Source organism: Pseudomonas sp. MOIL14HWK12:I2, assembly GCF_000510745.1.
GTDB classification, from domain to species: Bacteria; Pseudomonadota; Gammaproteobacteria; order Pseudomonadales; family Pseudomonadaceae; genus Chryseomonas; species Chryseomonas oryzihabitans.
In genome coordinates this window covers 861,879-874,512 of sequence record NZ_KI783313.1, presented here as the reverse complement: position 1 = coordinate 874,512, position 12,634 = coordinate 861,879, and the positions used below count along the sequence as shown (strand labels likewise).

The window sequence follows — 12,634 nt, the reverse complement described above, 5'->3', positions numbered from 1 at the left end:
GCTCAACGGGTGACCGAGAAGGTGGCGACGCTGCTCTGCAGGTCCTGGGCTGCCTGCTGCAGGTACTGGACCGCCTCGCTGGTAGCCTTGAGCGCCTCGGTGGTCTGCTGGGTGCTGTCGTTGAGCTGGGTGATGGTCTCGGCGATCTGGCCGGCGCCCACGGCCTGGGACTGCATGCCCTCCAGCACGATGTCGAAGCGCGCCGGCAGCTTCTGCACGTCCTCGATCACCTCGGCCAGCTGGTCGCTGACGCTGGCCACCTCCTGCACGCTGCGGCGGATCTCCTCGGAAAACTTGTCCATGCCCATGACGCTGGCGGACACCGCGGAATTCATGTCCTTGAGCATCTGCTCGATGTCGTCGGTGGCGGCGGTGGTCTGGTCGGACAGCCGGCGGATCTCGGTGGCCACCACCGAAAAGCCCCGCCCCGCCTCGCCGGCCTTTTCCGCCTCGATGGCGGCGTTGAGCGACAGCAGGTTGGTCTGATCGGCGACCTTGGTGATGGTGGTCAGCACCTTGTTGATGTGGCTGGACTTCTCCGACAGGGCGGCGAGCTTGGCGTTGATGGAATCGGTGGCGGCCACCATGCGCTGCATGGTGCCGTCCATGCTCGCCAGGCTGCTACGCGCCTGCTCCGCGCCCTGGGTGGTCTCGTCGGCGACCTGCACGGCTTCTTCCATGGTGCGTACCAGGGCGTTGGCGTTGGCGGCGATCTCCCGCGTGGTGCTCAGCACTTCCACGCTGGTCTGCGCCTGCTCGATGCTGGTGGCCTCCTGCTGGCGGGAGGAGGCGGCGATCTCGGTGGTGGAAGAGGTCACCTGGATACCGGCGCGCTGCACCTTGGCGATCATGCCGCGCAGGTCCTCGATCATCTTGCTCAGGCCGCGAGCCAGTTGGCCGATGGCGTCGTCGCCGGTGACGCTGGTGCGCCCGGTGAGGTCGCCCGCGGCAGCCCGGTTGACCACCCCGAGCAGGTCGTCCACATCGGCGCGCAGGCGGTGCATCAGCGCCTGTTCGCGGGCGTGGTCGTCCTGGATCTGCTGCGCCATCTGATTGAAGGCCAGGCCCACCTGGGCGAGTTCGTCACGGCCTAGCACCTGCACCCGAGCGCCGCTGTCACCGGCGGAGATGCGCGCCACGGTGTCGGTCAGGCGCCGAATCGAGCGTAACAGGTGATGGGACAGCAACCAGGCGATGAGGGCGGCCAGCAGGACGCAGAAGGCGCCGCCGGCCACCAGGGTCCAGGTCAGCTGGTCACGCACTTCCTCGGTATGGCCCGCCCGTTGCGCGGACAGCCGGCGCTCTTCGTCGCCTATGCCCTGGATCTGCTGGCGCAGGTTGGTGACCTGGGTGGACAGGGCGGTGACCAGCGGTTCGTTGGCCAGTTGAGCGGGACTGAGATTGCCCGTCTCGCGCAGGCGCAGGAGGGGCTCGAAGGTGTTCTGCCGCCAGTTGTCGAGATCGGCGCTCAGGCGCGCGAAGCGCTGCTGCTGGCTGGCGTTGTCCTGGGTCAGTTGCTGGGGCACACGGACGGCCGCGGTCAGGGACGTCAGCGCCTGGCGCGCGGTATCGGCATCGGCGCTAGCGCCTGAGTACCAGAAGGTGCGCAATCTGGCGCGGGTTTCCAGCAGGTTGTTGTCCAGCGCCGTAACCGACAGCAGCACCTCGGCGGTGTGCCTGTCCCAGCGGTTGGCGTCGACCAGGCTCTGCAAGGCGGCATAGGTCAGCCAGAGCAGCAGGACCACCAGGGCGATGATGGCGGCGAAGCCGGCGAAGAGTTTGTTCTGGATGCGAATGTTGTTGAGCATGGGCACCGGCGCAGACGGACAGAAGCAGGGAGAGCGAGCCCTGGGGACCACTCGGGTTGTCCGATAAAAGTAGCACGGTCATGCATTTGTGTGAGTTGGAACTCACTGGAGGAGCAGGATAGGCGGCGGGCGGCGGGGCAGGAGGGTAAGCGAGAAGCAAAGGTAGCAGCCGGCCCGGAGTCTCTGATCCGAGGCGGCTGCCATGGGGGCAGAATGCCTCAGGTCGCCGCGGCGTCGTTCGCGGCCTCGGGACGGCGGGTGCCATGGCTGTTCTGGCCACCCTTGCGCCCGGCTTCGGACGCCCGGGCCGGGTTGTTGGCGAAGTTGCCGCCGCTCGCCCGTCCGCCCTTGCGACCCGCCTCGGCGGCGCGCTCGCGATTGTTGGCGAAGTTACCTGGATTGCTACTTTTGTTGGCCATAAGAACTTCTCCCACTTTCAATTATTGAACAGTTGAATGCGTGCCCCCAAAGGCTAAGCGATTCGGATATTGAGAGTAGGGGTTTATAAAGCGAGTTCGAGCGGGCTGATGGAGGGATATATTGTTATACGAGGTGCAACTTCGATACAGACTTAAACTTGAACTTTGTCCTGCTAGAGCCGTTTCCGGAAAAGTTGTACAGGAGCTGTAAAAGAATTCGGCCAAGGTCGGAATGACTTTCCGGTTGGAACCCCTGTCTGGCGCTGAAAATTCTTGAAACATCTTGCTGCAGGGAGCGTTTTCGCTGGGGTTTGATGCGCTCAGGCATTCAGACGCCTTTATCGAAGTCGCGTTCTGGAGTCGCTTGAAAATTATCATCTTCGTCGCGCGTACCTGCTTGTTCGATGTTACAGAGTAGCGCTCTTTCGATGCCGGTGGAAGAATGCGGACGGCTTGGCTAGAGCCTCTCGTTGCTGAATGGTCCGGAAAGGCATCTGGATATAACGACGTGCCCGGTAAAGAGTTTCTCCGATAAGGTTTAACGCGATATCAACTTTGGCAGCGGCCTGATGCGACAGGGGTAGCACAGCACTAACCTTGCACTTTTCTCTCTTATGTGAGAAAAATTCCCTGAATCGGGAGGTGGTCATGCTGGATCAACAACTGGCGGTAAGGCTCAAGGCGCTGCGCCTGGAGCGTGAATGGTCCCTGGAGCAATTGGCGTCCTTGAGTGGGGTCAGTCGCGCGACGCTGTCTCGCCTGGAGAACGCCGAGGTCAGCCCGACCACGGCGGTGCTCGGGCAACTCTGTTCAGCCTACGGCCTGACCCTGACGCGCCTGCTGCACAGCGTGGAAAGCCGCTATCCGGCCCAGGTCCAGCGCCAGGCGCAGCAGATCTGGAGCGATCCCGCGCAGGCGTTCACCCGCCGTTCGGTGTCGCCGCCGGCCCAGGCCCTGGCGGGTGAGGTCATCGAAAGCGCGCTCGGGCCGGGCGTAGACATCCGCTACGAGGCATCGCCCCGCCCAGGCCTCGAACACCATCTGCTGCTGCTCGAAGGCGAGTTGCAGCTGTGGATCGAAGACCAGTCCTACCGCCTGGGCGTCGGCGATTGCCTGCGCTATCGCCTCTGGGGCAGCAGCCGCTTCCTCAGTGGTCCGGCGGGCGCCCGTTATCTCCTGTTCATGATCTGAGGTGTGTCCATGAGTGCGTCCCTGCGTATCGAGCAGCTCGAGGCTGCCGCCTTCACCCGTCAGCTGGATGACTTTCAACGCCTGCTGGCCGCCTGTGTCGAGCAGGGCGCCAGCATCGGCTTCATCCTGCCGCTCGCCGACAACGTGAATCGCCGTTTCTGGACCGAAGCCGTGGCGCCGGGCCTGGCCCGGGGCACCCGGGTGCTGTTTGCCGCGCTGCAGGACGACCGGGTGGTCGGCAGCGTGCAGCTGGTGCTGGATACCCCGGCCAACCAGCCGCACCGCGCGGACGTGGTCAAGTTGCTGGTGCATCCGGACTACCGGCGCCAGGGACTCGCGCGCCGGCTGATGCAGGCGGTGGAAGCGGCCGCGCGGGCCGAAGGACGGGAATTGCTGACCCTGGACACCCGCAGCGACGACCATGCCGAGCCGCTCTATCTGTCCCTCGGCTATCAGGTGGTCGGCAGGATTCCCGGCTATTCCCTGGATGCCCGCCAACCGGAACGCCGCGACAGCACCACCCTGATGTACAAGACGCTGAACGCTGTGCCCGTTAAGCTGGGCGCCTTTAGTTAAGGACGCCTATCCGCCATGCCGCCTCGCTCCGCTCCCGAACTCTGGCAACTCCTGCGCGCCCAGGCCGAGGCCGGGCGTCGCGATGCCCCGGCCCTGGCCGCGGGGCTGACGCGCGCGCTGCTGCAGCCGGTGGATCTGACGGCAGCCCTGGTCCGGCGCTGCGCCGAGGCCCTGGCGGAGGATCCAGGGCAGGCCGAGGCCCTCGCCGAGCGCTTCGCCGCCCTGCATGCCGAGTGGCCAGAATTGACCGCGGCGGCCTGCGCGGACCTGGAAGCGGTGCTGGCGCGGGATCCGGCCTATGCCAGCCTGCTGGAGATCTTCCTGTTCTCCAAGGGCTTCCTGGCGCTGCAGACCCAGCGCCTGAGCCATGCCCTCTGGCGCAACGACGAGCGGCTGCTGGCCCTGCACCTGCAGGCGCGTTGCAATCGGCTGCTGGCCATCGACATCCACCCGGCCGCCCGGCTGGGGCGCGGCATCATGCTCGACCACGGCACCGGTATCGTCATCGGCGAAACCGCGGTGGTGGAAGACGACGTCTCCATCCTGCAGCAGGTGACCCTGGGCGGCACCGGCAAGGAGCAGGGCGATCGGCATCCCAAGGTGCGGCGCGGGGTGATGATCGGTGCCGGGGTCAAGATCCTCGGCAATCTGGAGATCGGCGAAGGCGCCAAGATCGGCGCCAACAGCGTGGTCCTGCACCCGGTGGCGCCCCATACCACGGTGGTGGGCATTCCCGCCCGTCCGGTGGGGCGTCCGCGCGACGCTCATCCGGCCGAGAGCATGGATCAGTCCTTCGACGGCTGAGCGAGAAAGACCTCGGCCTTGGGATAGCGCTCGCTGTTCAGCGCACTCGCCTGCAGGCCCTCGGCCTGCGCCAGGCTGCGCACCAGCTCGCGATTGAAGGCGCTGTTGCCCGGATCCGCCAGGTACTCGGGCAGCGCCAGCCAGCGGGCGTCCTCGATCTCCTCCGGATCCTGGATGGCGATCTCGGCACTCAGCGGATCGAGGCAGCAGACCACATAGAGATTGGACTTGCCGAAGCGGTAGGGATGGGTGGTCACCAGGCCGACCACGCTGCGAAAGGCGCTGCGGATGCCGGTTTCCTCCCAGACTTCGCGGACCACCGCCGGCGCCAGGTCTTCGCCCAGTTCGACATGGCCGCCCGGCAGCTTGTAACCCTGGCTGCCGCGCTCGCGGATCGCCAGCAATTCGCCGCGGTCGTTGAGTACCAGGCCGCCCACACCCAGGCTGTGGGTCGGCACGAAGGGCGCGAAGGCCGTGGGGGTGCCGCGCCAGACCAGGGTCAGCTCCTGCTCCAGGCAGTTGTGAAAGACGAAGCCGGCGGCGGTGGCGATCCCCACCAGATCGCCGAGGGCCAGGGGCAGGGTCAGCCAGATCAGGTTGCGTCCCTCGCGCCGGGCGCGGTCGAGCAACTCCTCTAGTGCCGGGGCGAAAGCCTCGCGGTCGGTGGGCAGCGAGGCGGCATCGATGATCAGGCCGTTGAAGGCGTCTTGGCGGTACTGCACGGGGTTCACTCCGCAGGGCGTGACGGGATGGGCGTGGAGGGTACGATACCGGCTTCGCTGGGCAGCAGCAGACTGGCGCGCGGATTGGCGATCTCGATGCCGCGCTCGCGGAAGCGTTCGAGGATGCGGCGATTGAGTTCGCGCTGCACGCCCCAGCGGCCCTTGTCGAGGCATCTCATCTGGCCGGCGATGGTCACCATGGAGCCGTCGACGGCGTCCACGCCCCAGATCTCCAGATCGGCGAGGATCAGCTCCTTGAAGGCATCGTCGGCGCGCATGCCGGCGCCGATGTCCTTGAGTTCGGCGATGACGCGCTCGATGTCTTCCTCGTAGCCCACGCTGATGCGCAGGGCGGCGTTGCCCAGACCGCGGTTGATGTTGTTGACCGCCGACACCGAGCTGAAGGGCACGATGTGCAGGGAGCCGTCGCCGGCGCGCAGGCGCACGGTGCGGATCGACAAATATTCCACGGTGCCCGAGACCCCGGCCACGGTGACCCAGTCGCCCACCTGCATGGCGTTTTCCAGCAGCAGGAAGATGCCGGTGATGAAATCCTGCACCAGCTTCTGCGAGCCGAAGCCCAGCGCCACCCCGATGATGCTGGCGCTGGCCAGCAGCGGCGTGGTGTTGATGCCCAGCTCGCTCAGGGCGGTGAGGCCGACGATCAGCGCGACCAGGATGAACAGGCCGGTGCGCAGCATGGGCAGCAGGGTGCGCAGCCGGGCGGCGCGCACCGTATCGCCGCGTTCGCTCCAGCTGCTCAGTCGCCGGTTCACAGCGGCGTTGGCCCCTTCCCAGATCGCCACGGCGATGATGGCGGCGATGAGGATGGTGAGGAAGGCGGACAGCAGGTTGCGACCGATGCTGCCCTCGCCGAACCAGTCCAGCACGCCCCAGCCCCAGGACTGGAACAGCGCCAGGGCGGTGATCAGGGTGACGATCACCCCCACCAGCCAGCGCGCCAGCGGATAGTAGCGCTGCAGGTGCAGATCGCTGCCGCTGGCGCCTTCGCTCGCCGCCGGCTGGAACAGCCGACCCAGCAGGCCGAGCAGGAACACCGCCGCCAGGCGCCCGAGGATGACGATGCCGGCGGACAGCGCGACGAAGTTCATCAGCCGCGGCAGACCGTTCTCGATGTCCAGCGCCCACATGGTCCAGCCGCCCATGACGAACACCGCGGCGAACACCGCCCAGACCTGGCCCAGCCAGGCGCGCAGCACGGCCAGGGCACCACTGCCATCCTGACGCCCGGCGATGCGCGCGGCCACCGGCCGGCGCACGTGGAAGATCAGCCCCACCACCAGCAGGTGGGCCAGCAGCGAGACCAGCTTGACGATGGCCTCGCGGCCTTCTTCGTTGGCGCCGAGGATGTCCGCGGCCTGGGCCAGCGCCAGGCCGAAGGTGATCAGGGCGACGAAGGCGTGCAGCCAGCGCAGCAGGGTGCAGGCGAGGGGCGCCTTGACCTTGAGCAGGCGGATGCCGTGGGCGGCGGGGTCGATCAGGAGGCGAATGACGATCAGCGCCAGGCGGGTGGTGAGGTAGGCGCCGAGGAAGCCGCCGACCAGCTCGCGCAGGTTGGCATCCGAGCCCACCAGATAGTGGATGAGCAGCGCCGCCATGGCCCAGAAGGCCAGCAGCGGCAGCACTTCCAGCACCAGCAGCCCGAGGGCGAAGGGCAGGTGTCGCAGGGTGGTCCAGTGCTCTTCGCCGCTGCGTCGGGCGGAGCTGGCGGGAGCGGGATCGGCCGGGATGGAGCTGGGCGCGGGCTCATCCGGCACCGGTGCGGCGCTATCGGACGGGGCGATGGGCACCTCTTCGAGCTGATCCACGCCGTCGCGCTGGGTCATGACCAGGGCCACCGCGGGTTCGGCCGGGCGGGTGGCGGCCTCTTCGGCCGCGGGTGCCGCGGCCGCAGGCGGTGACGGCTGGGCCGCCTGCTGCTGGGCTTGGCGGCGGGCGCGGCTGTCGGCGTGATCGGCCTGGCGCTGCAGCCGTTGCCGAGGGCGCTGGAGTGCTCGACGGATCAGCCACTCGACGAGCAGGCCGGCGGCGAAGAGGGTGGCCAGGGTCAGCATGGCCTGCAACAGGGCCCGGCGACCCGCTTCGGAGGTGAAGCTGGCGCGCGACCAGTCCGGCAGGCTGCGTACCGCCCGCTGTACCTGATTCAGTTCGCTGCCCAGGTTGTCGGCCCAGCGCCCGACGCGACTGAGCGTCTGGGCGATCAGGCCATTGGCTTCCAGGGGCACCAGCGTCTTTTCTTCGCCTGTAGCCGCGGTGGCGGCCGTGGCCGGCGCAGCGGCGGTTGTTGTGCTCGCCGGCGCCGGGTTGGTCGCGGCCGCGCTGGCCGGCTGGCTGGCAATGGCCTGCAGGGTCAGGATCAGGTCCTGGCGCCGCTGCGGATCCTGCAGCAGGGCCGCGACCTGGCGCGCCTGCTGGGGATCGAGGCCGGTCGCGGCCTGGGCGGGGGGTTCGGCGGCGCGCAGCGGCAGCGCCAGGCACAGCAGTAGCAGGGCAAACAGGAAATTGGGCATGGGGCGAGCGCAGTCCTGGTGAAGGATCAGGCAGTTAGGACCCACGATCGGCGCCTATGCTCCCTTCAGCCGGCCACGCCCTGCCGCTGCAGGCGCCGCCAGTCGCCGGGGGTCTGGTCGGTCCAGCGCTTGAAGGCGCGCTGGAAGGCGGCGGGGGAGGCGAAACCGAGCAGGTAGGCGATCTCGCCGAAACTGGCCTCGGTGTCACGGATATAGGCCAGGGCCAGGTCGCGGCGGGTCAGGTTGAGCAGGGCGCGATACTGGGTGCCTTCCTCGGCCAGCTTGCGCCTGAGCGTCCAGGAGGGCAGGCGCAGCCGGCTGGCGATCTGTTCCAGGGTCGGCTCGCCATGCCGCAACAGCGGCCCCATGACCTCGACCACCCGCTCGGTGAGTCCGCGGGTGCGGGTCAGCCGGCCGTGCTCGGCGTCGCTCAGCGCCAGCAACTGGCGCCAGGTGGCCGGGCAATGTTCGGGACCGGACCGGCTCAGGGTCGCGGCTTCGAGCAACAGGGCATTCTCCGCGGCGCCGAATTCCACCGGGCAACCAAAGGCGGTCGCGTAGGGCGCGAGGTCCGCCGGGGCAGGGTATTCGATGAGCACGCGGCGCGGTTGCAGCGCCTGGCCGGCCACCGTGCCCAGCAAGGCCAGCCAGGCGCTCAGCACCGCGTCCACCACGAAGCGGTTGTAGGCGTTGTAGGGGCTGATGCTATAGAAGTGCAGCCAGGCGTCGCGACCCTGGGCGGCATAGCGCGACCGACCCCGGTAGTTGCGGCCATAGAGCGGCTCCAGCCTGAGCAGCGTCTCGGCGGCGTGGCGCACGTCCGGCGCCTGGCCCACGGTGACGCCGGCGAGACCGAGAAAGGCCGGGCGCATCGCCCGACCCATGGCCAGGCCCAGTGCCGGATCGCCGGTCAGCTCCAGGGCGGCGTGGCCCAGGCGCATGTAATGGGGAATCGACAGCCGTCCGCCGGGTTCGGCCAGCCGCGCCGCGCTCAGGCCGAAGCGCGCCAGCAGGCCGGCGGCATCGGCGCCCCGCTGGTCGACGGCCGCGGCCAAGGCCAGCACGAAGCCGGTGGAGAGATCGCCCAGGCGCAGCGCCGGCGCGCTCATAGCCGCAGATTGATCAGCTTGCTGCCGGCCCGGGCAGGATCGGTGGCGGCTTCGGCGTCCGGGGTGAAGGCCCGGCTGCCGCCGCCGGCCTGCCATTCCCAGAGCCGTCCGCGCAACTGCACCTCCAGCGCGGCGCGAATGCCGGCGGCGCGCAGACGCTGCACATCGAAGGGCGCCGGTGCCGGGGTGGCGCCCGAGGCGAGGGCGGGGATCGCCAGCAGTTCCACCTGGGGATCGTCGAGCACCCTGGCGCGGCCGGTGTCGCTGCCCTGGATGACGCCCAGACGGCCCAGCGGCGTCTCCAATCGCAGCAGGGGTGGACTGAGATCGTCGCCGCGTTCCCGGGCTGTCAGGGGCCGCACCAGCGGCTGGCCGAGCACCTTGCCATCGGGTCCGAAGACCAGGGTGACATTGCGCAGCGGTCCCGTGCCCACCTGCAATTCGCCGTCGACCAGGGTCGGACCGGGCAGCACGATGGAGCCAGCCACCAGGGTGACACCGTACTGGCGGGCGAGTCCGCCGAAGAGTTGCTGATAGGCGCTGGCCATGTCCCAGGCCTTCATGCGCAACAGGCTGTCGGCCAGGCGCCGGTCACCCTCGGCCTGGAACCAGGCGCGGGCCACGCGCAGCGGATTGCCCAGCAGCAGCCACTGGATGGCGTCTTCGCTGCGGGCGGCGGCATAGACCTCGGGTTTCTCGCCCATCAGCGCCAGCGGAGTGCCCAGGTGTTCGGGCAGCACCACGATGGTCTGGGCGCCGATCAGACCCAGGCGCCGCGCATTGGCCAGATAGGCATCGAGCTTGAGGCGCAGTCGCTCGGGATTGCCGTAGTCCAGGGCGATCAGCTCGGGCTCGATCCCCAGCAGGTTGCCGGTGGTGGCGGCCGCCGGCGTGGTGGTCAGGTCCACCGCCAGGCTGCTGCGCAGATCCGACAGGTAATGGAAGGCTGGCCGCTGGGCCACCCAGCCCGCCAGTACGGCGAACAGGGCGATCAGCACCAGGAACACGAGCTTGCGCATCGGCACTCCAGAGCGGTCCGGCCTCCTGGGCCGGGCGGGATAAAGGTGCTCAGGGTAGGAGACCAGACCGCCACTGCCAAGGGGCGGCTGTGCATTTGGGTAAAGAGGTTGTCATTTCCGGTGATTGAGACGGGGGCGCGCTCCTCCTATCGTTGCGCCAGGCTTTCCCAGAAAGGCCAACCACCGGAGACCGCCATGATCGAGCTTGCCGCCCGTAATACCACCCCTATGGATAACTATCCGTATCTGCTCGAACCTCTGCCCGTGGGGTCGATCACGTTGCGCAATCGCGTGGTGATGGGGTCCATGCACACGGGGCTGGAAGAGCGGCCCGGCGGTTTCGCGCGGATGGCGGCCTTTTTCGCCGAGCGGGCACGGGGCGGGGTGGGGCTGATCGTCACCGGCGGCATCGCGCCGAACGAAGAGGGCGCCGTGGCCAAGGGCGCGGCCAAGCTGACCACCCCCGAGGAAGCCGAGCATCATCGGCCGGTAACGGACGCGGTGCACGCCGCCGGCGGCCGTATCTGCCTGCAGATCCTGCACGCCGGGCGCTATGCCTATAACCCCCAGCTGGTGGCGCCCTCGGCGCTGCAGGCACCGATCAATCCCTTCACCCCGCGCGAACTGGACGAGGCCGAGGTGGAGGGGCAGATCGCCGCCTTCATCCGCTGCGCCACCCTGGCGCAACAGGCCGGTTACGACGGCGTCGAGGTGATGGGTTCCGAAGGCTACTTCATCAACCAGTTCATCGCCGCGCGGACCAATCACCGCACGGATCGCTGGGGCGGCGACTTCGCCCAGCGCTGCCGCTTGCCGCTGGCCATCGTCGAAGGCATCCGCGCGGCGACCGGTCCGGATTTCCTGATTATCTTCCGTCTCTCGCTGCTGGACCTGGTGGAGCAGGGCAGCACCCCCGAGGAATGCCTGCAGCTGGCGCTCTGGCTGGAAGCCGCCGGGGTCAGCCTGATCAACACCGGCATCGGCTGGCACGAGGCGCGCATCCCCACCATCGCCACCCTGGTGCCACGCGGCGCCTTTGCCGCCGTCACCGCCCAGCTCAAGGGCCGGGTGCGGGTGCCGCTGATCGCCACCAACCGCATCAACACCCCCGAGGTGGCCGAGGCCATCCTCGCCGCCGGCCAGGCCGACCTGGTGTCCATGGCCCGCCCGCTGCTGGCCGATCCGGATTTCGTCGCCAAGGCCGCCGCCGGCCGCGCCGACGAGATCAACACCTGCATCGCCTGCAACCAGGCCTGCCTGGACCATACCTTCGCTGGCAAGCTGACCAGCTGCCTGGTCAATCCGCGCGCCTGCCACGAGACCGAATTGCAGATCCTGCCCGCCGCCGAGGCCCGCACCTTCGCCGTGGTCGGCGCCGGGCCGGCTGGCCTGGCCGCCGCCTGCACCCTGGCCCAGCGCGGCCATAAGGTAGTGCTGTTCGAAGCCAGCGAGCGGATCGGTGGCCAGTTCAACGTCGCCCGGCGCATTCCGGGCAAGGAAGAATTCGGCGAGACCCTGAGGTATTTCCAGCGGCGCCTGGAGCGACTGGGGGTGGACGTCCGCCTCAACCATCGCGTCAGCGCCGGCGAGTTGCAGGCCGAGGGCTTCGCCGCGGTGATCCTGGCCACCGGGGTGACGCCGCGGGTGCCGCCCATTCCGGGAGTCGACCATCCCAAGGTACTGGGCTATCTGGATGTCCTGCTGGAGCGCAAGCCGGTAGGCCGACGGGTCGCCCTGATCGGCGCCGGTGGCATCGGCTTCGACGTGGCGGATTTCCTCACCCATGGCCACCAGGAGGCAGAGCCCATCACCGCCTTCTACCGCGAGTGGGGCATAGACCCCAGCTTCAGCAGCCGTGGCGGCCTGGCCCCGGCCGCACCGCCGGCAGTGCCGCGCGAGGTCTGGTTGTTGCAGCGCAAGCCGGGCAAGCCCGGCAAGGGCCTGGGCAAAACCACCGGCTGGATCCACCGCGCGCGTCTGCAGCAGCGCGGCGTCAAGGCCATTGGCGGGGTGGAATACCTGGGCATCGACGATGCCGGTCTGCACCTGCGCCTGCCCGATGGCGGCGAGCAGGTGCTGGACGTCGACAACGTCGTGCTCTGCGCCGGCCAGGAGTCCCTGCGCGAGCTGGAAGACGAGTTGCTCGGCGCCGGCATGGCGGTGCATCGGGTTGGGGGCGCGGATGTCGCCGCCGAACTCGATGCCAAGCGCGCCATCGATCAGGCCACTCGCCTTGCCGCCGAGCTGTAACTCTTCGTTGCAATCAGGGATGATTTCTGTGATCCACTCCGCATAACATCGGTTCCGGACCGACCCTCGTCCCAATGTCTGGCCTCTCTTCCATCCCGCCGACCAGGATTGGCTAAGCTGCCGTCCTGATGCGTCGGGTGGGGGCCCGGCGCGTTGGAGCAGTCGGGCGGCGACGCGGATCAAGCGCGTCGCCGCCAGAGGTCGG

At 68.3% G+C, this 12,634-nt stretch carries 9 protein-coding genes and 1 pseudogene; 4 read left to right on the top strand and 6 right to left on the bottom strand.

Going from position 1 to position 12,634, the window contains the following annotated elements:
* Positions 1–2 precede the first annotated feature (2 nt).
* Together PSK12I2_RS0120335 and PSK12I2_RS0120330 are read right to left on the bottom strand one after the other, a co-directional pair.
* Positions 3–1,808, bottom strand: coding sequence for a methyl-accepting chemotaxis protein (locus PSK12I2_RS0120335; protein ID WP_027599834.1), 1,806 nt, complete (start codon positions 1,806–1,808; stop codon positions 3–5).
* 218 nt (positions 1,809–2,026) lie between these two features.
* Positions 2,027–2,203, bottom strand: a pseudogene (locus PSK12I2_RS0120330) (general stress protein); the annotation flags it as partial.
* Between the two features lie 672 nt (positions 2,204–2,875).
* Between PSK12I2_RS0120330 and PSK12I2_RS0120320 the strand changes: the two are divergent.
* From PSK12I2_RS0120320 to cysE, 3 genes are read left to right on the top strand one after another with little or no spacing between them, the layout of a single operon-like run.
* Positions 2,876–3,418: a helix-turn-helix domain-containing protein gene (locus tag PSK12I2_RS0120320; protein ID WP_027599832.1), complete on the top strand. Its 543-nt coding sequence runs from the start codon at positions 2,876–2,878 to the stop codon at positions 3,416–3,418.
* 9 nt (positions 3,419–3,427) lie between these two features.
* Entirely contained in the window at positions 3,428–3,994 is a 567-nt protein-coding gene (locus tag PSK12I2_RS0120315) for a GNAT family N-acetyltransferase (protein WP_037007875.1), read from the top strand.
* 15 nt (positions 3,995–4,009) lie between these two features.
* Entirely contained in the window at positions 4,010–4,798 is a 789-nt protein-coding gene (cysE, locus tag PSK12I2_RS0120310) for a serine O-acetyltransferase (protein ID WP_027599830.1), read from the top strand.
* Here cysE and PSK12I2_RS0120305 read toward each other — a convergent pair.
* The 4 genes from PSK12I2_RS0120305 to PSK12I2_RS0120290 form a co-directional block, all read right to left on the bottom strand.
* Positions 4,780–5,520, bottom strand: a complete 741-nt coding sequence (locus PSK12I2_RS0120305; protein ID WP_027599829.1) for an NUDIX domain-containing protein — start codon at positions 5,518–5,520, stop codon at positions 4,780–4,782. The genes cysE and PSK12I2_RS0120305 overlap by 19 nt on opposite strands.
* A 5-nt stretch (positions 5,521–5,525) precedes the next feature.
* Entirely contained in the window at positions 5,526–8,051 is a 2,526-nt protein-coding gene (locus PSK12I2_RS24215; protein WP_037007874.1) for a mechanosensitive ion channel family protein, read from the bottom strand.
* 65 nt (positions 8,052–8,116) lie between these two features.
* Complete coding sequence (locus PSK12I2_RS0120295) at positions 8,117–9,160, bottom strand: AraC family transcriptional regulator (protein ID WP_027599828.1); 1,044 nt, start codon at positions 9,158–9,160, stop codon at positions 8,117–8,119.
* Positions 9,157–10,179 (bottom strand): hypothetical protein, encoded by a 1,023-nt coding sequence (locus tag PSK12I2_RS0120290; protein WP_027599827.1) that lies wholly within the window; start codon positions 10,177–10,179, stop codon positions 9,157–9,159. The genes PSK12I2_RS0120295 and PSK12I2_RS0120290 overlap by 4 nt, the downstream gene beginning before the upstream one ends.
* Before the next feature lie 228 nt (positions 10,180–10,407).
* On the opposite strand from PSK12I2_RS0120290, the gene PSK12I2_RS0120285 reads away from it, so the two are divergent.
* Complete coding sequence (locus tag PSK12I2_RS0120285; RefSeq protein WP_027599826.1) at positions 10,408–12,429, top strand: NADPH-dependent 2,4-dienoyl-CoA reductase; 2,022 nt, start codon at positions 10,408–10,410, stop codon at positions 12,427–12,429.
* Positions 12,430–12,634: the final 205 nt, after the last annotated feature.